This window comes from Nocardia sp. NPDC003963 (genome assembly GCF_053605105.1).
Window position 1 is genome coordinate 144,555 of record NZ_JBSGIP010000007.1, and the last position, 23,016, is coordinate 167,570.

General features: G+C 67.4%; 19 protein-coding genes. 8 read left to right on the forward strand and 11 right to left on the reverse strand.

The window, feature by feature from the left end; all coding sequences use genetic code 11:
- The first annotated feature begins 260 nt into the window (after nucleotides 1–260).
- From ACWEWT_RS16340 to ACWEWT_RS16365, 6 genes are all read left to right on the forward strand, one after another.
- Complete coding sequence (locus tag ACWEWT_RS16340) at nucleotides 261–2,594, forward strand: sensor histidine kinase (protein WP_452559708.1); 2,334 nt, start codon at nucleotides 261–263, stop codon at nucleotides 2,592–2,594.
- The gene (locus ACWEWT_RS16345; RefSeq protein ID WP_452559710.1) at nucleotides 2,572–2,988 is read left to right on the forward strand and encodes a roadblock/LC7 domain-containing protein; all 417 of its coding nucleotides are present in this window, start codon (nucleotides 2,572–2,574) and stop codon (nucleotides 2,986–2,988) included. The genes ACWEWT_RS16340 and ACWEWT_RS16345 overlap by 23 nt, the downstream gene beginning before the upstream one ends.
- A complete protein-coding gene (locus ACWEWT_RS16350) occupies nucleotides 2,985–3,374 on the forward strand; it encodes a DUF742 domain-containing protein (RefSeq protein WP_452559712.1) in 390 nt (129 codons plus the stop codon). Before ACWEWT_RS16345 ends, ACWEWT_RS16350 begins: the two co-directional genes overlap by 4 nt.
- 261 nt (nucleotides 3,375–3,635) lie before the next feature.
- Nucleotides 3,636–6,035: a nitrate- and nitrite sensing domain-containing protein gene (locus ACWEWT_RS16355; protein ID WP_452559714.1), complete on the forward strand. Its 2,400-nt coding sequence runs from the start codon at nucleotides 3,636–3,638 to the stop codon at nucleotides 6,033–6,035.
- Complete coding sequence (locus tag ACWEWT_RS16360; protein ID WP_452559716.1) at nucleotides 6,013–6,429, forward strand: roadblock/LC7 domain-containing protein; 417 nt, start codon at nucleotides 6,013–6,015, stop codon at nucleotides 6,427–6,429. The genes ACWEWT_RS16355 and ACWEWT_RS16360 overlap by 23 nt, the downstream gene beginning before the upstream one ends.
- Nucleotides 6,426–6,800 carry a DUF742 domain-containing protein gene (locus ACWEWT_RS16365; protein WP_452559718.1) on the forward strand — a complete coding sequence of 125 codons (375 nt, stop codon included), beginning with the start codon at nucleotides 6,426–6,428 and terminating at the stop codon, nucleotides 6,798–6,800. Before ACWEWT_RS16360 ends, ACWEWT_RS16365 begins: the two co-directional genes overlap by 4 nt.
- A 12-nt stretch (nucleotides 6,801–6,812) precedes the next feature.
- Here ACWEWT_RS16365 and ACWEWT_RS16370 read toward each other — a convergent pair whose 3' ends face one another.
- The 9 genes from ACWEWT_RS16370 to ACWEWT_RS16410 all read right to left on the reverse strand — a co-directional run bounded on the left by ACWEWT_RS16370 (nucleotide 6,813) and on the right by ACWEWT_RS16410 (nucleotide 19,777).
- Nucleotides 6,813–8,768, reverse strand: coding sequence for a GMC family oxidoreductase (locus tag ACWEWT_RS16370; protein ID WP_452559719.1), 1,956 nt, complete (start codon nucleotides 8,766–8,768; stop codon nucleotides 6,813–6,815).
- Nucleotides 8,769–9,125: 357 nt separating this feature from the next.
- Nucleotides 9,126–9,953: a DUF72 domain-containing protein gene (locus ACWEWT_RS16375; protein WP_452559817.1), complete on the reverse strand. Its 828-nt coding sequence runs from the start codon at nucleotides 9,951–9,953 to the stop codon at nucleotides 9,126–9,128.
- Nucleotides 9,954–9,955: 2 nt separating this feature from the next.
- The gene (locus ACWEWT_RS16380; RefSeq protein ID WP_452559720.1) at nucleotides 9,956–10,759 is read right to left on the reverse strand and encodes an SDR family oxidoreductase; all 804 of its coding nucleotides are present in this window, start codon (nucleotides 10,757–10,759) and stop codon (nucleotides 9,956–9,958) included.
- A gap of 248 nt (nucleotides 10,760–11,007) precedes the next feature.
- Nucleotides 11,008–11,508 carry a hypothetical protein gene (locus ACWEWT_RS16385; RefSeq protein ID WP_452559722.1) on the reverse strand — a complete coding sequence of 167 codons (501 nt, stop codon included), beginning with the start codon at nucleotides 11,506–11,508 and terminating at the stop codon, nucleotides 11,008–11,010.
- A gap of 154 nt (nucleotides 11,509–11,662) precedes the next feature.
- The gene (locus tag ACWEWT_RS16390) at nucleotides 11,663–12,178 is read right to left on the reverse strand and encodes a hypothetical protein (RefSeq protein ID WP_452559723.1); all 516 of its coding nucleotides are present in this window, start codon (nucleotides 12,176–12,178) and stop codon (nucleotides 11,663–11,665) included.
- 91 nt (nucleotides 12,179–12,269) lie between these two features.
- Nucleotides 12,270–12,611, reverse strand: a complete 342-nt coding sequence (locus tag ACWEWT_RS16395; RefSeq protein WP_452559724.1) for a hypothetical protein — start codon at nucleotides 12,609–12,611, stop codon at nucleotides 12,270–12,272.
- A gap of 600 nt (nucleotides 12,612–13,211) precedes the next feature.
- The gene (locus ACWEWT_RS16400; RefSeq protein WP_452559725.1) at nucleotides 13,212–13,346 is read right to left on the reverse strand and encodes a hypothetical protein; all 135 of its coding nucleotides are present in this window, start codon (nucleotides 13,344–13,346) and stop codon (nucleotides 13,212–13,214) included.
- A 381-nt stretch (nucleotides 13,347–13,727) separates the two neighbouring features.
- A complete protein-coding gene (locus ACWEWT_RS16405) occupies nucleotides 13,728–14,087 on the reverse strand; it encodes a toxin-antitoxin system YwqK family antitoxin (protein WP_452559727.1) in 360 nt (119 codons plus the stop codon).
- Nucleotides 14,084–19,777, reverse strand: a complete 5,694-nt coding sequence (locus ACWEWT_RS16410) for a toxin glutamine deamidase domain-containing protein (RefSeq protein ID WP_452559728.1) — start codon at nucleotides 19,775–19,777, stop codon at nucleotides 14,084–14,086. Before ACWEWT_RS16410 ends, ACWEWT_RS16405 begins: the two co-directional genes overlap by 4 nt.
- A gap of 520 nt (nucleotides 19,778–20,297) precedes the next feature.
- Between ACWEWT_RS16410 and ACWEWT_RS16415 the strand changes: the two genes are divergently transcribed.
- On the forward strand, nucleotides 20,298–20,951 hold the full coding sequence (locus ACWEWT_RS16415; protein ID WP_452559730.1) for an AIM24 family protein: 654 nt from the start codon (nucleotides 20,298–20,300) through the stop codon (nucleotides 20,949–20,951).
- A 9-nt stretch (nucleotides 20,952–20,960) separates the two neighbouring features.
- Here ACWEWT_RS16415 and ACWEWT_RS16420 read toward each other — a convergent pair whose 3' ends face one another.
- Complete coding sequence (locus ACWEWT_RS16420) at nucleotides 20,961–21,533, reverse strand: hypothetical protein (RefSeq protein ID WP_452559731.1); 573 nt, start codon at nucleotides 21,531–21,533, stop codon at nucleotides 20,961–20,963.
- Nucleotides 21,530–21,916 carry a hypothetical protein gene (locus ACWEWT_RS16425; RefSeq protein WP_452559824.1) on the reverse strand — a complete coding sequence of 129 codons (387 nt, stop codon included), beginning with the start codon at nucleotides 21,914–21,916 and terminating at the stop codon, nucleotides 21,530–21,532. Before ACWEWT_RS16425 ends, ACWEWT_RS16420 begins: the two co-directional genes overlap by 4 nt.
- Here ACWEWT_RS16425 and ACWEWT_RS16430 point away from each other — a divergent pair.
- Nucleotides 21,915–22,970: a helix-turn-helix domain-containing protein gene (locus tag ACWEWT_RS16430; protein ID WP_452559819.1), complete on the forward strand. Its 1,056-nt coding sequence runs from the start codon at nucleotides 21,915–21,917 to the stop codon at nucleotides 22,968–22,970. The genes ACWEWT_RS16425 and ACWEWT_RS16430 overlap by 2 nt on opposite strands.
- Nucleotides 22,971–23,016 lie beyond the last annotated feature (46 nt).

Genomic DNA, 23,016 nt, shown 5'->3' on the forward strand with positions numbered 1-23,016 from the left:
GAGAGTAGTAGTTTTCGAGACTGAAACGCCTTGCTTTCGCTAATGTCTGGGACCGAAGCACGATGCATTGCCGGGTGACCGCAGTGCCGGGATAGTGGGGCGGTGAGCGGGACCGATGACGGCGTTCGCGCGCATCCCCGGGAACGAGTTGATCTACTGTGTCCAAGCGGCTGCCACTCCCCGAATTCGCATCGGCGTTCCGATCGAGACCGAGTCGAACGCGCGGCCGCGTCGGTATCCGGACCCGGCTGCTCGCGATCGTGCTCATCACCAGCATCGCCCTACTGGCGATCGGGGTCGGCGCGACTGCGTACCTGGTGAAAATCGGCCGTCAGGCGCAGGATTGGGCAGATCTGGCGAGTAGCACCACCACCCCCGCCATCCTGATGGTGCAGGGACTCCAGGAGGAGCGGCGGCTGTCGCTGCTGTATCTGGCGGGCGATCCCGGCGCGCCGGCCGCGCTGCTGGACGCGCGGAAACGCTCGGATATCGCCCTCGCCGAGGTCACCGCCAAAGGCGACGCCGCCCAGCGGCTGGACCCCGACGGGTCGGCCGGCCAGATCGAGGGCTACCGCAAACTCTTCGAGGCCGTCCCGAATCTGCGCGCGGCCATCGACGCTCGGGCGCTCGCACGGGAAGAGGCGTTCGGATTCTTCAGCTCGGTCATCGACACCATCATCGGAGCGTCGGTCCTGGCCGCCCGGGTCGCGCCGGACGCCGGAGTCGGTATCGCGCTCAACTACGGTGTCGAACCGTTGCGGGCCGCCGAAGCGCTGTCCAAAGCCGACACCCTGGGCGCTGTCGCCTCGACCCTCGGCGAGCTCACCGATGTCCAGCTGCTCGAATTCAACCGGCAGGTCGGCGAATTCCGTGGCGAGGTGGCGTATTCCGCCACGCTGCTGAAGGGTCCGCGGCTGGCCCAGCTGCAGGCACTCACCTCCGCACCGTCCTGGCATCAGGTGATCGCCGTACAGGATGCTGTCATGCTGCGCGGCCCGGTCACGGCCGAGGACACGGAGTCCGGTAGTTCCACGAGCGAACGCTCGGGTACGCGCACCGGTTCCGGATACAGCACTACCGACGAATCCACCGATACCGAAACCCCCGCCCTGCCGATGACGGTCGCCGAATGGCAGCGGGCATCCGGCGAGGTGGTGGGCGGCCTGCTGAAGCTCTGGGAGGACCAGAGCGCCGACGCCCATGCCATCGGTCGCGCCCGGGGCGCCGATACCGCCGAGCGATCGATCGCCGGCGGTGCCGCCGTACTCCTGGTCACCGGACTGGCGTTCCTCGCCGCGCTCGTGCTGGCGAACCGCTTCATCGCCCGGATGCGCCATCTGCGTGACGACACCCTGGAACTCGCCGACCAGCGGCTGCCCGACATCATGCAGCGCCTCGACCGCGGGGAGAAGGTCGATTCGGCCGCCGAGGTGGCCCGGCTGGACTTCGGCACCGACGAACTCGGCGAAGTGGCCGACGCCTTCAACCGGGCCCAGGTCGCCGCGGTGTCGGCGGCGGTGGCCGAGGCCCGGACACGGGCCGGCTTCCATACGGTCTTCCTCAATATCGCCCATCGCAACCAGCTCGCCGTCCACCGCCAGCTCAGCCTGCTGGACAAGGCCGAACGCCAGGAGGAGAACGCCGACCAGCTCGAACTGCTCTTCCAGCTCGACCATCTCGCCACCCGCGCCCGGCGCCACGCGGAGAACCTCATCGTCCTCGGCGGCGAGCAGTCGGGCCGCCGCTGGCGCAATCCGGTTCCGCTGTGGGAACTCATCCGGGGCGCGGTCGCGGAGAGCCTGGACTACACCCGGATCCACACCGGACGCGTACCCGATGTCCTCATCGCCGGTAAGGCGGTGGCCGACCTGATTCATCTGCTCGCGGAGCTGATGGACAACGCCACCGCGTTCTCACCGCCGGAATCCCAGGTCGAGGTCTCGGCGACGGTCGTCGGCAAGGGTGTGGCGGTCGAGGTCGCCGATCAGGGGCTCGGCATGACCGAGGCGGAGATCGCCGAACGCAACAGTCTGCTGGCCGAACCACCGGATTTCGGAGTCGCGGCACTCACCGGCGATACCCGGCTCGGTCTGTTCGTGGTCGCCACTCTGGCCGCCCGCCACGGTGTCACGGTGCGCTTGACCGATTCGGTATACGGCGGGATCAAAGCGATCGCGTTGATCCCGACCGCGCTCACCGAGTCCGCTGGGCCGGAACGCGCCACTCGTCCGGCCCTCGAGCCCGCGGCGAACCCGGCGGCGACTGCGGTGGGGCCCGTTTCCCCGCCCGGCGGGTTCGGCGAACCCGCACCGATCGGATCCGCGGGCACGCATCCGATGAGCGTGATCTCGAAACCGCGGCCGGACGAGGGAGACCGTCCGGCATTGCCGCGCCGGCAGCGGCAGTCCGCCGAGGCGGATACCGGGGTGATCCCGATCGTCGACCTGCCCCGAACCCGTACTCCCGAGCAGGCCCGGAACCTGATGTCGGCCATCGAAGGCGGTACCCGATCCGGCCGCCGGACCGATGACGACTCCGCCACCACCGATCGCACTCGAGAAGAAGGCACCGATGACGACTCCGCCGCGTACTGATCTGAGCTGGCTGCTGGAAGAGCTGGTGAGCGGGCTGCCGGACGCCCAGTCCGCGGTCCTGCTCTCCACCGACGGACTCCTGATGGGACATTCGGCGCGCCTGGACCGGACCGAGGCCGAGCGGTTCGCCGCGATGGCCTCGGCGTTCCACAGCCTGGCACGCAGCGCGGGCAGCCAGTTCGAGGCCGGCGGGGTGTGCCAGACCGTGGTGGAACTGGATCGCGCGGTGCTGTTCATCACCGCCGCCGGCGGAAACGCCTGCCTGGCTCTGCTGGCCGCCGAATCCGCGAATATGGGCATGGTGGCCTTCGAGATGAACCGAACCGTGCAGCGGGTCGGCAGCCATCTGGCCGTCGACTCGCGCCCGCGGCGCAGCGGTGCGAGACAGCCGTGACCGGGCCTCGCGAACCCTGGGAGGAAGAGGAGGCCGGCCCGGTCGCCCGGCTGTACGCGATGACCGGCGGCCGGGGCCGCACCGCGCGCACCGAATTGACCCTGGACACCATGGTGGTCGATATCGGTGCCGGGTTCGCCCCGCGGCGGACCGAGCCCGAGTACGTCGACATCATCCGGTTCTGCCGGGTGCCGCAATCGGTGGCGGAGGTCTCGGCACAACTGCGGGTTCCGCTCGCGATGACCAAGGTTCTCGTCGGCGATCTCATCGACGACGGCCGGCTGTCGGTACGGGCACCGGTGGAGACCACCGATGTCACATCCGATCTCGGTTTGTTGCAGACCATCGCGAACAGTCTCCGAGGCGGCCGGGATCGGGTCACCTGATCGAACAGCCCCTGGTTACCAGCACTTTTCGCGACTACCGAGCCGGCCGATCGGCGCGCGTTCACCCGTCGTTGTAGCAACAGTCACACCCATACCCCGATGTCCATACGGTGAGACCGGTCTCCGGTCGGCGCCCAGCTTTCGCTATGGTCTGGACGAAAGCTGATGCATTGCCGGGCAATGGCAATGCCGAGAACATTGGGTGATGCGCCGGTCACCAGATGTCGTACTGGCGCATGCCCGGGAACGGGTTGATCTATCGTGGCTGTTCGGCGGCTCCTGCCCGAATCACTGGTGCGGGCATTCCGGTCCGGCAGAGACGCGACTCGCGGCCGGATGGGCATCCGCGCCCGGCTGCTCTCGATCGTGCTGATCACCAGCGTCACCCTGGTGGTCGTCGGCGTCGGCGCCGCAGGCTATCTGGTCGCGGCCAGTGTGACCTCCACGGTGTGGGCCAATCTGATCAGCGGCACCACCACACCGGTGATCGCGATGGTGCAGTCCTTCGAGGAGGAACGGCGATTGTCGCTGCTGTATCTGGCGGGTGATCCGGATGCGGCGAACAGCCTGGTGGACGCGCGGAAACGCTCCGATGACGCCCTGGCCGCCGTAATCGCCAAAGGCGAAGCGGCCCAGCGCCTCGACCCGGACGGATCGGCCGCCGAGCTGGAGACCTTCCGCCCGCTCTACAACCGGGTCCCCGGCGCGCGCACCGCGATCGACACGCGGGCGATGCCGCACAACGAAGCGTTCGAGTTCTTCAGCACCGTGATCGGCACCATCCCCAAGGCGTCGATGGTGGCGGCCCGGGTGGCACCCGACGCCGGACTCGGTATCGCCCTCGGTTACGGTGTCGAGCCGTTGCGGGCCGCCGAGGCGTTGTCGCAGGCCGATACCCTCGGCGCCGTCGCTCTCACCCGCGGCGAGCTGACACATGAGCAGCTCTTCGAATTCACCCGCTACACCGGCGAAGTCCGCGCGCAGGTCGCCTATTCGGCCACGGTGCTGACCGGCCCGCGGCTCGCCCAGCTCCAGGCCATCACGGACTCACCGGACTGGCGTCAGGTGATCGCCATGCAGGACGCTGTCGTCCTGCGCGGCCCCGTCATCGCCGCCGAAACCGACGGCACCGCCGAGTCCGGCAACGAGAACGAGGAATCCGCGGAGACCGGGGCGGCACCGCTGCCGATGACCGTACCCGCCTGGCAGGAAGCCTCTGTACGGGTCAGTTCGGCCCTGCTTAGCCTGTGGGAGAGCCAGAGTCGTGATGCCCACGCCATCGCGCGCGCGGAGGGCACCGATACCGCCGGCATCTCGCTGGTCGGTGGCATCGTGGTGCTGATCGTCACGGCGGTGGCACTGCTGGCCGCGCTGATCGGGGCCAACCGGTTCATCGCCCGGATGCGCCGCCTGCGCGACGACACCCTGGAACTCGCCGACCAGCGCCTGCCCGATCTCATGCGCCGCCTCGACAGCGGTGCCGATATCGATACCGCGGCGGAGGTGGCCCATCTGGACTTCGGTACCGACGAACTCGGCGAAGTTGCCGACGCCTTCAACCGGGCCCAGATCGCCGCGGTATCCGCGGCGGTGGCCGAGGCCAAGACCCGCGCCGGGTTCCGGACCGTGTTCCTCAATATCGCCCACCGCAACCAGCTCGCCGTCCACCGCCAGCTCGCCCTGCTGGACAAGGCCGAGCGCCAAGAAGAGAACGCCGACCAGCTCGAACTCCTCTTCGAACTCGACCATCTCGCCACCCGTGCCCGCCGCCACGCCGAGAACCTCATCGTGCTCGGCGGCGAACAGCCGGGCCGCCGGTGGCGCAAACCGGTCCCCCTGTGGGATCTCGTCCGCGGCGCGGCGGCGGAGAGCCAGGACTACACCCGAATCCACACCGGCAAGATCCCGGATCTGAGCATCACCGGCCAGGCCACCGCCGACCTCATCCACCTGCTCGCGGAGCTGATGGAGAATGCCACGGCCTTCTCGCCCCCGGAGGCCCATGTCGAGGTTTCCGCCGCCGTCGTCGGCAAGGGTGTGGCGGTCGAGGTCGCCGACCGCGGGCTGGGCATGTCGGCGGACGAGATCAGCGAGCGCAACGAGTTGCTGGCCCAGCCGCCGGACTTCGGCGTCGCGGCCCTCACCGGGGAGACCCGGCTGGGGCTGTTCGTGGTCGCCACCCTGGCTGCCCGCCACGGTGTTTCGGTCCGCCTGGCGGAATCGGTCTACGGCGGGATCAAGGCGGTCGTCCTGATCCCGGCGGTCCTCATCGAATCCGCGGACTCCCCCGAGCCACCCGCCGCCGCGTACGCAGCGGCGCCGAGTCCCGTTCCGCACGAGGCCGCTACCTCGTCCGGCGACGGGGGTACCGCCGAGCCGGCGTCCGCCTCCGGATCCACCCAGCAGGTCACCACCGCGCCGGCACCCGGCGACGGCACTCGTCCCGCGCTACCGCGCCGCCGGCGTCAGCAGGCCGATCCCGAACCCGCGGAAACTCCGGCCGCCGAGGAAACCCCTCGTACGCGCACACCGGAACAGGCTCGCAACCTCATGGCCGCCATCGAAGGCGGCACCCGGTCCGGACGCCACCCGCGTCCCGATCCGGGCACGGCCGATGGAACCCGACAGGAAGGCGACGATGACAACTCCTCCGCGCACTGATCTGAGCTGGCTGCTGGAAGAACTCGTGAGCGGGCTACCGGACGCCCGATCCGCGGTCCTGCTCTCCACCGACGGACTCCTGATGGGACGTTCGGCCGGGCTGGAGCAGACCGAGGCCGAACGGTTCGCCGCGATGGCCTCGGCCTTCCACAGCCTGGCCCGCAGCGCCGGTAGCCATTTCAATGCCGGCGGAGTGTGCCAGACCGTGGTCGAACTCGATCGGGCCGTCCTGTTCATCACCGCAGCGGGTGGGAACACCTGCCTGGCATTATTGGCCGCCGAATCCGCGAATATGGGTATGGTGGCCTTCGAGATGAACCGAACCGTGCAGCGGGTCGGCAGCCATCTGGCCGTCGACTCGCGCCCGCAGCCGAACGGCGCGCCGCAGCCATGAGCGGCCCGCGCGACGACGACTGGGACGAGGAGGACGCCGGTCCCGTCGTACGTCTCTACGCGCTGACCCGTGGGCGCGGCCGTACCTCGCGCACCGACCTCACCCTCGACACCATGGTGGTCGACGCGTCGCCGGGACTCGCTTCCCGGCGACCCGAACCCGAATACGTCGATATCGTGCGCCTGTGCCGGGTCGCGCAATCGGTCGCGGAGGTATCGGCGCAACTGCGGATTCCGCTCGCATTGACCAAGGTCCTCATCGGCGATCTGGTCGACGACGGACGGATCCTGGTCCGCGCTCCGGCCGAGACCGGCGATACCGCCGATCTCGGCCTGCTCCGTTCGATCGCGAACAGTCTGCGCGGCAGCTGATTCCGGCCCGGCTCAGGTGAGCCGGGCGATCAGCCGTTTGGCGTTCATATGGGCGATCGCCTCGATCGACACCATCGGGTTGACCCCCGAGGAGGTCGGGAAACAGGACGCGTCGGCGACGACGATATTCTTCACATCCCAGGTGGCGCCGTCCGGATCGGTCGCCGAGAGTTCCGGTGAACCCCCCATCCGGGCCGATCCCATGATGTGCAGGGCGCCGAGCGCGCACTGCCCCGGCCCGTATCCCGCGGCCCGGGCGGCCGCGGCGAACTCCGCGTGCGACCCTCGCACACCCGGCTCATAGGAATTCCCGGCCTGGTGCCCGGAGAAGATCCGGCGCGCGCCCGCGGCTTCCAGAATGCTCGCCGCGCCCTCGATCCCGGTGTGCAGATGACCGGCGTCGTAGTCGGATATGCGGTATTCGACGGTGGGCTGACCGTCGCGGTCCACCTTCACCACTCCGGAATCACGGTCGCGGGTGATGATGCCGATCGCGTTCGACCGGCCGAATTCCAGCATGTTCGCGCGATGACTGTCGGCACCGCGCCAGCTCATGAACCCGGTGGACAGCCCCGGATGCAGCGGGCCGGTCTCGTAGATGACGCCGTAGCCGTTACCGTCGAGATCCGCGTGCCGCCGGCAGATACGGGTCTGCAACCCGCCCTCCCACGGCCGGATCTCCTCGTCGAACACCCCGAACACCGCGGCCGCCGGATGCAGGCGCAGATACCGGCCGATGTTCTTGTTCGCCAGCCCGGACCGTTTCAGCAGCGCCGGGGTCTGGATCGCTCCGGCCGCCACCACCACCGCGCGCGCCCGGATCTCGAACTCGATCCCCGTGGTGGTGCGGGCCGCCACCGATTCCGCTCTGCCGCCCCGCACGTCGATCCGGCGCACATCCGCGTCCACGATCAACCGCGCACCCCGCGCGGCGGCATCGGCCAGCCAGGTCTTGGTGACCGACTGTTTCGCCCCCACCCGGCAGCCGTTACCGCACCGCCCGCATTCCACCCCGGCATCGCAGGCATCGGTCACATTGCGCGGCAACGGGTCCACCGCCCAGCCCAGGGCACCGGCACCGCGTTCCAGCACACCGTCGCGGGCCGAGAGGATCGAGCGGCGTTCGTTCACCCCGAGCCGGCGCACCACCGCGTCCAGCGATTCGGTGAACTCGGCTTCGCCGAACTGCTCGGCGCCCACCTCCGCCCATTCGTCGCGCACACCGTCCGGGGTCGGCAGTGAGGTACTCCAGTTGACCACCGTGCCGCCGCCGAGGCAGGTACCCGCCACCAGCGTGATCTGTCCCTCCGCCGACGCCGACGGACCCGGCGCGTACAACTGCTGCAGTCCGGCGAGTTCGCCCGCGCCGAAATCCTGGTCGTCGTAATAGCCGCCGCGTTCGACGACGATCACATCGAGCCCCGCTTCGGCGAGTACGGCCGCCGCCGTCCCACCTCCCGCACCGGAACCGACGATCACGACATCGCAACTGAGCGTGCCCGGTTCGGTGATCCGCTGGGGGGACAGCGCCGGCTGCGGCGCGGTCGGCAACGGTCCGGGCGGGCCCGGGTAACCGATCTCCTTCCACAGCGGATGGAACCCCGTGGGCCCGGGGGTGACGTTGTAGGCCAGCAGCGAGGCCTGCTTGAGCGCCTGGAAGACCGCCCGCACCGCGCCGATCCCGGAGTCGCCGAGCCGCAGCAGGGCCCGCTCCCGATCGGCCTGCGAAAGCTTGGAGAACCGCCGCGGCCCCCGGCCGGTGAGCAGACCGGTCACCGGTGAGTCCCAGATATCGAGCAGCATCGCCAGCTGCTTGCCCTCGGCCTCTCTGGGGTTACGTCCCAGCAGTTCGAATACGGTGTCCACGGCACCGATTTCGGTCGCCGACGGCAACGTGAGACCGTCCCCCGGCACGAACGTATCGCAGATCGTCCCGAGCGCGGCACGTTGCTTGGCAGTCGCCTTCATACCCATCCGCCTTTCAGATTGCCGAAGTTCTATCACGGCGCGCGAATGCTCGCTTACTAAAAGGGCTTAAATTTCAGCGTAAATAGTGCAAACGCACCAGAACTACGATTCACATCAATCGTAGTTCCGCGCCCGCTCGTATGCCTACGGAACGAAGAAGCCGCGCCGTCCGGTCCGGATACCGGCGCCGGGCCGTCGAGGCGCTGACCCGAGGCGGGTTCGCCGGCCCGGCATCGATACGGGCCCCGAGCCGACGCCGCTGTCCGCACCGTCGCCGGTAGGGGTGACGCCCGAACGAACGAGCCCACCCGCCCGAGCTCCGCGGACGACACACGGGCAACGCCGGGGAGGGCACAGTCAGAAGAGCGTCATGGGCTCGGCCTCGGCCGGGTCCGGCAGCAGCTCGAGTTCGGGCACGAGGATGCGGACCTCGTCGTGGAACCGGCGCGCGAGATCCCGGGAGGACGCGTTGTCCGGCGTATGCAGGAACACCGTCGGCGACCGGCCCTCACGCAGCCAACCGGCCGTCTGCTCGACCCAGGGCCGCCATCCCGCGACGGTCACCTCGCTGTCGTCGCGACCGTGGTAGCGGACGATCGGCGCACCGGTCAGCGCGTTCATCCGGCGCGGCAGCCGGGGCTTCTTGGACCGTGCCTCGAATTCGGCGGGGCTCGCCGCGGGCGCCGAGAACAACACGGTGGTATCGAAGGGCACCCATTCGGCCCCGGCCCGGCCCAGCACCCGCTCGAGTTGCGCCGCCGCGCTCTCGTCGGTGAAGAACTCCGGATGCCGCACCTCCACGGCCAGCGGGAACCCGGCGGGCAACCCCCGGAAGAACATCGCCAGCGCACCGAGATCCCCCGGCCCGAACGAGGACGGCAACTGCACCCACAGTGCGTGCATCCGCGACCCGAGCGGTTCCATCGTGTCCAGGAACTGCCGGAGCTCGGCTTCCACCCCGGACAGGCGGCGTTCATGGGTGACAGTCCTGGGCAATTTGATCACGAACCGGAAATCGGGGCCGGTCTGGTTCGCCCAGTTCTCCACGGTCCGCCGTGCCGGGACGGCGTAGAACGTCGTATTCCCCTCCACCGCGTTGCACCACTGCGCGTACCCGCGCAGTTTGTCGCCGCTGACCGGCCACGCGGTATGCGTCCACATGGCACAGCCGACGTGGAGCCGCATACTCAACGCTTCAACCCGTGCATCCCCGCGACGACCTTCTCGATCACCGACGCCGGCAGCAGCCGCCGCAGCAGGAAAACGATCGGCGCCCGGCTCCCCCTGGCGTACAGCGGTTTCGGCGTATCGGCCTCGATCGCCCGCAGCACGGTTTCGGCCACCTGCTCCGGCGAGATCCCCGCCTTCTCGTTACGGTCCAGCCGCGTGATCATGGTCCGGAAATCCGCCGCGTACACCGAATCCTCCGCGATGTACTCGGTGCGCCGCTCCCCGATCCCGGTCGCGATGGACCCCGGTTCCACCGTGCTGATCCACACCCCGAACGGTGCGGTCTCCAGCCGCGCCGCATCCGCGAACCCCTTGATCGCCGCCTTGGCCGCCACATAGGACGACCGATAGGCCAGCGGAAAACTCGCCAGCATCGACCCGACCATGATGATCCGCCCGTACCCGCGCTCGCGCATTCCCGGCAGCACCAGCTGCGCCAGCCGGACCGCCCCGAAAACGTTCAACTGGAACAGCCGCTCGATCGCCTCGATCGGTAACTCCTCGATGGGCCCCGACTGGCTCTCCCCCGCATTGTTGACCAGCACGTCCACCGGGCCCAACTCGGCACCGAACCGCTCGATACCCGCCGGATCGGTCAGGTCCAGGGCCCGGTACTCGACCCCCGCGACCCGCGCCGGATCCGCGATCGTATCCGGGTTCCGGCTGGTCCCGATCACCCGATACCCTCGCCGCACCAGCAGCGCGGCGGTCGCGCGCCCGATCCCCGAGGACGCTCCGGTCACCAGCGCGGTCTTGGTCATACGACACCCATCCTCGACGATCCGTGGTCACCCGGGTGGTGGGCCACCCGGTCCGCCAATCTAACGGACAGGCCCGCACGGCGGGAGAGGGTGTCGGCGGCGCGGCCGGTGGATCACAACTCCGGACCGTCTCGCCCGCCCCCAACGTCCGGGTCGGCCTCCGAACGTGGATCGTGTGGCGGCACAGTCGGATGACGATACTTCGATTCGGTGGATCGATCCCCTGTCACCACAGCTCGCCGTACTCGCTACCGGTTCCCCGGGTCGTCGAACAGCTGGTTCCGCAATTCGATTGCCCGCGGCAGGTATTGCGCCAGTTCACCGATCCACGCACTGAATCCGATACCGCTGCTCCGCAGAGGCTCGGTCCCGCAATATATCCAGAAATCCGGGTCCGGCCGGACGAGATCCTCGGGCCGGAAGTAGTAGAAGCTGTAGCCCTGATGCGTCTGGAAGATGAACCCCGACTCGAAAGGGGAGAAATCTCCCCGGTAATCGTCGACCACGATTTCCCGCGCGATGCCCTTGGCCTCCAACAGCCACTCGTAGTCCCATTCACCCCCGCGACTCAGCCAGTACGGATCCCGGCCGCCATATTCCAGGAACTCCCGATAGGAGTCCGGTATCTGCACTACCCCCTGAGACCGCAGCAGCTCCTCGATCTCCTCCCCCGCACAGCCCTCGATCGCGTCCCGGGTCACCCACCCCTCGTCCGCGAGGCGCTCCACCACCTGTTCCATATATCCCATATCGGGCCCCCTTTTCCGGCTCGTACCCGAAGCGTCGGCCCCGATTCTTCCGCACCGGCAGCGGCGGAGGATCTGCGCTCGGAAACTCTCGCCCAAGCACAGCCTGTCCGGATCACTCCGGAACCGGAACCTCCCACCCCGGCGGCCGGGTCACCTATTCGGGCGGACTGTGGTACTCGACCTCCACATGATCCGTCGGAAGACCCTGTCGCGTAAGACTGTCCACAACCTGGCGTGTGAACCGGCGAGCAGGCCCGTAATGGGTGCTGTGATCGGAGATCAGCACGACCCGGCCGCCTACGGCGTTCATCTCCCCCGCACCGGCGACCGGCCCGCCGGCCAGCAAACTCGAATGATGGAACTCTCCGAGAAGGTGATACGGGGACGCGTACAACCGCCCCCGGTCGTCCATCACGAAGATGGCCCGGCCACCTCCCGGCGTCCACAACGTACGCGCGTGAGTCGTGTCCAGCGGTTGCCGCTCGCTGGTGCAGAGCAAGCCGTTGTCGGCGAACAGCCGGAAAGGCTCCCGCTCCCGCGGAGTCAGATACCTGACGAACGTCTCACCCCACTGCCGGTTCCCCGGCAGATGTTCGCCCTCGAACTCACGACGCAACGGGGTGGTTTCGTACAGGGGGCGATCGGATCCCCAGAGCTCAGGGAATTTCAATGTCCAACCCCCTGCGCGCAACTCCGGCCTCATCGGACAATTGCATATCGACTCCGAAATTCCGGCACCGAACGGTCTCGGAGTATTCCGCTCACTCCGCGGCCAGACGCTTCAGCTCGGACAAGGAACTCGCTTCGGATTCGGACGCCTGCGAATCGATTTGCCCCCCAAAGATATCTTCTACATAGTTCCGAAATTCCCGGACAGTAGCGAGCGCAGTCCGACCTGCGGCGTATCCATCACTGAGCCGCGAATTCCACAGACCGGCCGCTTGTTCAGCTCGCTTCCCGGCCGCAGCCAGCGGAAGATAACCGGCCGCAGGTTCCGTGGGCGATGCCCACAGGAAGCCGATGCGCACTCCCTCGAGAACTACCGGGTAATACCGGACAGCAGAGGCGGTATCACGTTCATAGTGCGGACGCTTGACGCTCACCGCGGACGCCCATCCTCTGGAGCGATCGGCCGGGGTACCGTCCGGGAACTCGTTGTCCTGCACCCACGGGCCCTCTCCCAGTACGGGCCCCTCAGGATTGAGATCGTCCCAGAGTTCCTGGACCGTCCGGGCTTCCGATTCGCGGGTACCGGCCGGGACGCCCCCACACCGCGGGTCCTCGGGTACACCGATCCAGATTCGAATCGCCTGCTCCGGCGGCAGACCCGCCTGATAGCTCTCGGCGAGGCGTGAATCCCAGAATCCGTAGCAGGCCGGTTTGTCCGCCTCCGCCGAAAGCTTGTGCTTGTATCCGGCCACGTTACGACCAGGTGACGCATACAACGACCCGACCTGTTTCCCCGCCAGGACTACCGGCAAGAAGATGACCGGATACCGTGTCCATCGCTCGTAATCGCCCGACAGGTCCGGTGGAGGCGGTGGAGGCATCGCACCGGGTGTGGGCGGGAGCGAACCAGGATGATCGCCCGGAGGCTGCCACCACGGCCCCGGCTGCCGACCTCCGAAACCGGTCGGACCGCGAGAAGAACCACTCTGCACAGGGAATGACCCCGGGAACGACTCACTGCCACGGTTCATATGTCAGCGACCCGCCTGTATCGAGTCGATGGCAATATCGAGTACATTATCGAGATCAATCCCTCCGCGAACAGGCCGGCTTCGAAATTCAGCCAGCGAGACCCGCATGATGATGGTTTCGAGTTCCACACCGATCATCGGCAACGATCCGGACGACGTCGACCATTGTTGTGGCAGCGACGGAAAGGTCCCGTGAACCTCCCGTTCCGCATCTCCCCCTCTGCACGGAGCGTGCCATCGGCCCACCATTGAAGACTGCGACCATTGCGAATTCCTTTGACGTAGAAATCCTGAGCCAAGAGCAGGCCCGCAGCGGTCTCCACTACTTCGCCGGTAAATGGCTGGCCATCGCACTCCAACCGAAGATCATCACCGATTTCGGGTTGCATCTCGTTCAGGCCTACTCGTAGCATAATAATTCCTCAGCGATAGGCCGAAACCGCCCAGTGAAAGCACTGACATCGACACGCCCCAAGATGTGAATCTCGGTGCGCACGAGACGCAGGACCAGGGCGCACCTCAGCGACCAGGGCGGCGACGCGGCCGGATCGGCTCTCCCTGTTCATCCCACAAACTTCGGGTAATCAAGTCTCCTGCATCCGAAAATACACTCTCCCCCGCCAAACGACCGTTGCGGTGCCATTCCCTGTACACACCCCGCGGTCGTCCGTGAAAATTTTCTCCTTCAGATTTCAGTGACCCGTCATCCCACCACTCCCTACTGCTTCCGTGACGAATCCCGTCAACGTAGAACAATTGCGCAAAAAGCAACCCGGCAGCTTCTTCCACAGCCTCTCCGGTGAACGGCTCACCATCATATTCCAGCCGAAGATCGTCCCCGATAGTGTGGTTCATATCATTGAGATTAATTCGCTTCATACGGCATCCTCCGTCGGCCCGGCGTACACGTCGACCAGATTACCCTCCTGCGGCGGGAATCCTGTATACCTACCGCTGTGATTGGAAGATCCACCCATAGTCCGGTCACAGTTGGCGCAGTAGGGAGTAGCGAGTGGACCACCCCTATTGAACGGCTTATAAGTCTGAGAATAAAATTCCGCGAGCGCTTCTGGCCCGGTATCCAGTTCCGGAAGTCCTCGCTCACGAAGGCTCTCGTTCAACTCTTCTCGCGCCCAGAGCAGTTCATTGGCAGCCTTCACCTCCGCGTGCCCATATGGATTGTCGAAATGCGGATAGTTCCGTACCGGCTGCTCCGAATCGAGCTCGCCGCGCCTGTCGAGATTCGGGTACCCACCCCCCGGTAGGCTGCGACCGGCTTCGACCATGGCATCGATATTGGCCTGCAACGTCGGGTGCAATTCGTCTCGGGCCACCACGTCCAGGTCTCGGCCGTTGACTCCCTCGTAGACAAGGCCGGTACGAAGGTCCATGACAACAGCCGATACCGCACCGTGGCTAACAGTTCCGACATACGTACCGTCCGCCCGCATTTGCCGCACCCTCGCCTGTGCCCTGCCCTGCGATTCGTTGCCGATCGGGCTGTTCCGCGCTGCCGCCACACGGTACTGGTTCGCACGATCCAGCGCCATCATGTCCACGTGTTCCCGGACAGGCCTGCCATCGATCGAAGTGATCAGCCCATTCTGGTCTGTGACCATTGTCGATTCCCGGCTGAGATCGGCGAGTTCCCTGGTTCCGGCCGGAGCGAGTGGGGCTGCGGTGTGGTCGCTTGCCGGGTGACTGCTGCTATCGGCTGAAGTACTCGCTCCTACGTGCTCGGGCGCTGCGGATGCCGGGCCCGGTGACCCAGGGGAAACAGCCGTCTCAGGTGCCCTCGCCTGGTCTGAACCAGCTGCGTTGGTATCCGCCGGTCGCACGGGGTCGCCCGAGCGACCTGCGTCGGTCGTCGGCCTCTGATGCGTCGGGCCGGTGTTCCGAGCCTCCTCGCTCGCTGACGATTCCGTGTGCTCAGCCGGTTCCGGAGCAGAACCGGTATCGGCGATGTCCGCCCGGGATGGCTGCTCTAGAACTGGAAGGTGCCGGTCTGCGGCCAGGTCCCGGTCTCGTGGCTCTGGTTCTCCGCCCAGGCCGCCGCTTCGCTGCACGCCGGGTGGATCACCTGCACGTTGGTCGCCATGTGGAACGTTTGTTTGTTGATCAGCAGCAGATGATCGATCGGGGGTTCCGCCGGTGGGTTGGTCAGCGACCGGGCTTGTACCCGGTACTCGATATCGGTCGGTGTTTCCCGGGTCGCCTGGATCTGCACGGTCCAGGTCGGGGGATATACCCGGGCGCCCGGCACCGGCAGGCCCGCCCGGATCGCCTGGTCGTACTCCTGGCCGATCACTTCCGGGGGCAGGCTGCGATGTTCGGTGATCACCCCGGTCTGTTTGTTCACCACGAAGTTCCCCAGGCCCAGGCCCAGACCGGCCGCCATCTCCTGCTGGGTCAGGATCGGACGGCACACCCAGCCGAACTCCGTCTCCAGGAGGCTGAACCGGGCCTCCGGGCCGAACGGCTCCCTCAGGTACTGGACCACTCGGTTGCTGGTACGGAACGGGGGCTCCGGGTGCATTGACGACTCCTTGCTGAGGGGGTACCGGGATGGAGTACAGCTGGTTCGAATTCGCCACCATGGCCGGTGGCGGGAAAGACGAAGTCTGTCCCGATTGGGGATCCCACCACACCGGCCCGCCGGCGCCGTAGGGGTAGACGACCACGGTGGCGTGGCTTCCGCCCTGACTCCAACTGTTCACCACCAGCGCGGAAGATCCGGGTCCCATGGCGGCGATGTGATTGTGCAGGTCGAAGAATTGCTGTGGCACCGGCACGTTCGGGTTGTGCGCCTGTAGGGGGCTGCCCAGCCAGGCAGCGGCTCGCTCTACACCACCGACCTCACCCGATACCCGGTCGAGGCGGAACAGCCCCTGGCGATCCCGCCAGCGCGGCGCCGAGACCTGAGGGTCACCGTAGAACGACGACAGCGCCGACAGGGAACAATCGAGGCAGTTGTTGCCGCGACCGGCGACCGTCGGGCCACCGTCGTTGACCAATCGGCCGTACGGGTGTGAGCGGGGGTCGGCGCCTACGACGAATCGATTCCCGTTCCGGAGTGAGTCCTCGACCATTTGCTGGTAAGCCGGATTCTCGACGGGGCGGAGCCTGCCGCGGCCCTCGACACGAGAGTCCGACGGATTCGGGAAACGCGGCGCCGTATTCGCACGAGCTATGTCGTTGCTGAGCGCCCGGAGGTCGTCGGGGGTGAGCGTCGGGTCGCTGCCCGGGCGGACCGGATCCAATCCGAGTTGCTGCCGGACGTTGTCGGTGATCGTTTCAGGGGTCGAATCCACCGACCAGGTGTTGGGAGCGGTGGACCGGTCCTGCGAGGTGCTGATGTGCACATCGGCGTCGTAGGGGTTGGGGGTGAACACGACATCCACCAGCACCCGGTCGCCGCTGACGAGTTGCGGTGCGGTGTTCAGGTCACGGTCGATGCTGTGTTCGGTGTTCGCGATCAGCCGATCGATATCGGCGGAGGTGACATTCGGACCGAGCGTGGGATGGACGCGCACGGTGAGTACCTGCACTGTCTCGCCGTTGGGTAGCTGATGCCGGGTGGTGCGGTACGCCGGGCGCCCGTGCGGGTTTCGGCTGCTCCGGACCGGGGTCACCCGGTTGCCGGGTGGAGGTTGGTTGCGATAGAACTCGCGGGCTGCCCGAGCAGCTCGTATATCGCTGTCCGAACGATTCGGACGGTGCTGATCGGGTCGCCACCACGAACGACCCGGATCGGAGGGCTCCGGGGTGCGGGCCGGCGAGTTCTGGAGTGGGCCGCCGGGCGATGACGGATCGGTGGGACGAGTGTTCGCCGGCCCCGAAGGTTCCGGACCGGGACCCGCGGGATCGGTCGGTGGGACGGAGTCCGGCCGACCACCGGCATCCGTGCTCGCTGCTCGGGACTGCTCGGGCGAGTTCCAGATCGGATCGGTCGAAGGGATCGGAGGGGGTCGGGACGAGTCGGGCCGCGCCTGATCTGGAGTGGAATCGCGCGCGCTTTCGTCGGTGGTCCCGGACGGAGCGGATGGTTCGACAGGGGGCGTGCGCGAGCCGTCGGGCGAATCCGCACGGGATGGATCGGAGGGGGCCGAAGGGTCGTTCGGCCGGTGTGGTCCGGTATCGGCCGATTCGGCACGGTCGGTGGCCGGCGTGGTCCGGCTCGGGATGGGCGGTCTGGCGAAGTCGGCGAGGAACCGTGCGTGGTTGGCGGGGTCGAAGAGGTTGTAGGGATAGCCCGGTGTGTTCGGTGTCGGGTCGGGCGGTGGTGTCCCGGGTGCGGTGTGGTCCTGGTCGCGCGTGGTCTCGGCGGCGTCGCGGGTAGGGCGTGCGGTTCCGGATGCCGGTGGGCGAGATGGATTTCCCGAAGGGGAATTCGCGCCCGCCGATGCCGGGGCCGCCGTGGTGTCCGAGGCCGAATAAGTGCGAGGAGTATCTGCCGGAGCACCGAGCGGGGTGGGTGGCGCCATCGGCCCGGCTTGGACCGTCGGCGTCGTGGCGGCGGCCGAGGTGGTGGTAGTTTCCGCGGCCGAGGTCTCGGGTGGTGTCGCGGGTGTGGAGTTCGCAACTCGGGGGACCTCGGTGGTCGGGCTCCCGGCGGGTGGAGTTTCGCCGGTGGTCGGATCGCCCGGTGTTGTCGTGGGTCCCGGATCGGTGCGCGACGGGCCGGAATTGTCCGGCGACGGAGACTGCGTGGTGGGTGGGCTCGGCGTGGACTGCGGGCCCGGTGTCGTCGCTCCCGGGACACCTTGTGCCGGCGGGTTTTCCTGACCGTCGGAGGTCTCCGATGTTGTCGTGCCGGTGGGGGTGTCCGCGTTCGTCCGGGTGTCGGGAGTGGTCGAGGACTCCGGAGTCGCGGCGGAAGGTGTGCCGGTATCCGGCGCGGCCGGGCTGTCGGGGCCGAGATCGAGGCTGGAGGTCCGGCGGGGTGGTTCCGGGCCGGTTTCGGGGGGCGGATTCGAGGCGGGGGAATCGCCGGGTGTGCCTGCGGTCTCCGGTTCGCCCGTGGTATCCGGTGTGGGCTGGGACTCGGCGGGCGTATCAGTTGCTGCCGAGGATGTTCCGTTGTCGGAGGTCTCCGGTGGTGTGTCCGGAGTTCCGGAGTCGGCCGGCTGCGCCTGTTGCGGATCGGGGGTGCTCGGTGGCGATTGTTGCGGGTCTGGAGTTGCTGTATCCGAGGCTGCCTGCTGCGGCGAATCGGGAGTACCGTTTCCGGATTCGGTCGGTTGCGGCGAATCGGGCGCATCGGTAGGCGGAGAGTCGTGTTCGGAGCCCCCGGGAGCCGCCGCGGGCGGAGCGTCCTGGCCCGGCTGCGATGACGGCTGTTGTTGTGCCGACTGTGATCCGGTATCCGTGGGCTGTCCGGGCGGCTGCTGCCCCGACGACGACGGCTGGGTCTGTGTGGAAGTGTCCGACGACGGCGGGTTCGTACCGGCCGGCTGGGTCGGCTGCTGACTCTGGTTCCGGGTTTCGCGGTCGCCGGTGTCCTGATCCCGACTCGAATCGGGTGCTTCGTTGTCGTTGCCGGGCCGGTCGCCGCTGTCCGGTGACTCGTTCGGCTCGCCGCTGTCGTTCTCTCCGGTGTTGTTCGGGCCGTCGCCGGAACTGCTCTCTCCCAGCGTTTCCCCGCCGCGCTGCAACCCGCCGGCCGCGGCCGAGGACAGGTTCTCCGGTGCGAGCGCGTTCTCCCAGCTGAACTCGCGGTCGTTGAGGGCCGCGTCGGTGGCCTCGCCGGCCACCTCCCCCGCGACACCCGCGACGGTCTCCTTGGCCGCGTCCTTGGCGGCGTTGGCCAGCGGATTTCCGCCTTCCGGGCCGCCGGGGACATTCCGGCTGGTCAGCCCGTCGGGTCCCATCGCACCCGTAACCGCGCCGCTGGCCGCGGCGGTCAGCGCGGCCTTGCCGGCGTCGGTCAGATCCTCGGTGGTGATCTCGTCGCGGCGGCCTGTCGCCACCTGAAGGGCTTTGGTGCCCAGATCGAGCGCTGTCTCCTCCAGCGCGGCGTCCCAGGCACCGCGCACCGCCGCCCGGGCCGCGGCTTTCAGCGCGGCCTTCGACAGGATGCGCTGCACCAGTTGTTTGATCGCCGTGCGGATCGCGATTCGTGTCGTGACCTGGGCGGCGGCCGCTTCGGCGGCGGCCGCGGGCGCACCGATCCCGGTGGACGCGGCGGCCAGCGCCACGGCCATTTCGACCGCGAAGATCGCCAGGCTCGCCAGGATCACCAGTTTGGTCTGCTCGATATCGGCCGCGCCGTCACCGATCTCGTCGGCGAGGGTTTCGATATGGGCGATCAGGCCGTCGAACGCGCCCTGACCGTGCCCCAGCTGGGTCCATCTGTCCGAGATCGCCTGCGCGGTATCGCCCTCGATCGAGGCCAGCACCTGGTCGATCGCGTAGTTGGCGTCGGCGTCCAGATCCCGCAGATCGGTGGCGAGCTGCGTCCACGCCGACTCGACCCGGCGCATCGCGGTCTCGTCGCCCTCCGGCCAGTCGCCGGCGCCCACCACGTACTTCGCCACCCACTGCAGCGATTCCGGGATCTCGATACCCATTCAGCGCGCTCCTGCCGAGGCGAACGTTGCACCCGGCGCGGGGCGGCGGCCGCCGCTTTCCCATTCGCCCTTCGAGCGGCGCATCGTCCCACCCCTCGACCTCGACAACAGATCCATCACCCATATCCGACGGCGACGAACGCGCCCCGGTTCCATCGGTCCGGAAATTTTTTCGATCCACCGAGTCGAACCGGATTGTGCCAGCCGCCGGCGCCGGGTGCCCGGGGAAGAACGACAGGTGCCACCGCGCGAACCGGGCCGGTGGCCGACCCGCACGAAGCCGGTCCGTCGGAGAGGTCCCATATGCTGACCACTGTCCGCGCAATCGCGGCCGATGCCGACGGAGTCCACACCGAGCGGGCGCGTGGAGCCGACCCTCCGCACTGTCCGCACCGACCACCCCGTGCCCGACCACCGGACTCGGTAACGCGCAGGTGGTGGTGCTGGTCCACGACACCGAGCGTCGACCGGAAGGGCGTGACGGCAGTGGATCCGGCGCCCGATACGAAAGGAACTCACCGTGCAGAGTGAATTGTTCGCCGCGGAGAACACGGCCCAGCCCGCGACAGCCCCGGGGCTGACCGCGCAGAGCGGGAAATCCCTGAAGTACGCCGTGAACGGCGAATGCCTCGCCCGGCAGGGGTCGATGGTCGCTTTCCGCGGCGATCTGCGCTTCGAGAAGAAAGGGCAGGGCGTCGGGAAGTTCCTGCAGCGCGCGCTCACCGGCGAAGGGGTACCGCTGATGACCGTGCGCGGGCACGGCGAGGCGTGGTTCGCGCATTTCGATCGCAACTGTTTCATCGTCGATCTGGTCCAGGGTGATGCGCTCACCCTCAACGGCAGCAATGTCCTGGTGTTCGATTCGAGCCTGCACTACGACATCCGCATGGTGCAGGGCGTCGGTATGGCCGGAGGTGGGCTGTTCAACTGTGTCTTCTCCGGGCAGGGGCGGCTGGGGCTGGTCTGCGCGGGCACACCGATCATCATTCCGGTGCACCCGCAGGCCCCGGTCTTCGTCGATACCGACGCCGTGGTCGGTTGGAGCGCGAACCTACAGACCTCGCTGAACCGGTCACAATCGTTCGGTTCGATGGTGCGGGGTGGTTCCGGTGAGGTGTTCCAGCTGCGGCTCGACGGTGAAGGTTTCGTCATCGTCCAGCCCAGCGAGGCCTGACCGGCCGCCTCACGGTTCCGAAGTGGTCCGCAACCGCATCAGGTGCGGGTGGTTGGCTTCGTCGAGGGCGAGGGCGGCGGTCCACAGGGAGGTGTCGAGCGCCGTGCCGATCCGCCATTCGCCCGGCGGCGCCGCGGGTATGTGGATTCGTACCGGGTCCAGTTCGGTCAGATGCCTCCCGACCACGGCCCACCACTGCCGACCGGTCGCGTCCGCGATCGCGGCCACGATCAGATCGTCCGCACCGGGCAGCTGCCCGGCCGCCACACGCACTTGTTCGGGAATATGCCCGTTCGCCGGCCCGTCGGTCAGCTGATCGGCGAATACGACGAAAACCAGCCCGAAACCGAACATTCCCGGGCCGAGCACCCGGCGCAGGTCCGCCGCAAGCAGGTGGATCGGATTGGGTTCGTTTTCACCCCGATCACCGGCGAGGTCGACGGCCGCGCATTCGGCATCGATGGCCCGGCCGTCGAAACGGAACCCGTACAGCATCGGCATCAACGTGGTCGGCAACGACAGCAGATAGCGGGCGGTGATCTCGTCGACCGACTCGGCATCGGGATAACGGATCCCGGTCATCCGCGGCCGGTCCCGGTCGCGAAGGAAGTCCAGAGGTCGTGGCGGACCGCGTCCCACAGCGGCGCCAGGTCCGGGCATCGCTCCCGCATCTCCGCCAGATCGGGTGCACCCGAGACCGGTATCCGGGCACCGGATTCGTCGCGCACCTCGATGATCCGGACACAATGCCGGTCGATTCGCCAGAGCACCGAGCGGCCACCCGACTCGGTGCGGCGTACGACAGGCACCGCGCCCCGCCGCGCCGGGCGGCCTTCCGGCCCGGGCCACACCCCGGTGATCACTCGCGCCCATCCGGCTCCCCGCCCGCCGTTGTCCGCGCCGGACCTGCGGTCGCGGACCTGTCGTATCGCCCTGGTCAGTGGGCTTCCGTGTTGCTCGGCCATGTGGTTATGTTGCTGCCCGCACGCCGCGTCCGTACGGCTGAGCGGGACAGCACAATTCAGTGCGTCCGCACGCCCAGACCACCGTCCGGTCCACCCGGCGGCGTTATCCGAAACGGACCTTCACCTGGGCCGTTGCGGACCGACCAGGGGAAGGGGATCTGTGACTGGAACCGATCGACCCGGTTCGACACTGCCGCGGCGGCAGCTCGGCCGCGCCCTGCGAGAAGCGCGAGAGGGAGTGGGCTTCACGCTGGAACAAGCGGCACGGGAGATGGAGATGAGCAAAACCGCGCTCATCCGGTTGGAGAAGGGACACAACGAGAAGGTCAAACTGCGCGATGTCGAGGGATTCGGGAGGTTGTACGAGCTCGGCGATGCCTATATCGAGGATCTGAAAGAGCTCGCACAGCAAACACCGACCGAGTCCTGGTGGAACGAAACCCGCCGCATGTTCAGGGGCGGATTCACGAGCTACCTGCGACTCGAATCGGCGGCATCCCGACTGAGTACATTCCAACCTTCGATCGTCCCCGGACTTCTGCAATCGTTCGAGTACACGAGAGCTGTGGAGAAGCCGTTCTTCTCGCAGGATACGGAGGAATCGGTCGAACGGCGTATCGCGCTGCGTATGCGCCGAGCAGCTGTTCTGACTCGGAGAAACAGTCCTGTATCGGCCGATTTCGTGGTGCACGAGAGTGCTCTGCACACGCGGGTGGGATCAGCGTCGGTAATGAGTGCCCAGCTGCGGCATATGGCCGATATGAGCACTCTTCCCACCGTCGCCGTACGGATACTCCCCTTCGCGGCGGGTTTTCCGGGAAAGTGGACCCCGGTTCTTCCCTACGTCATCCTCGATTTTCCGGAACAGAGTCGGGAGTTTCGAGACGAACCACCCGTGGTCTACACCGAAACCACCACCGGATCAATGTTTTTCGAGAGTGCAGCCGACCTCGGGATCTATCGCGATATCCACGAAACACTCCGACACGCAACGCTGGACGAAAAACGTTCTCGGGACCTGCTGCGACAAATAGCAAGGAGGTACGCATCATGACGCTCGATCGACCTCACGGCCACTGGTTCGAATCATCACGCAGCCG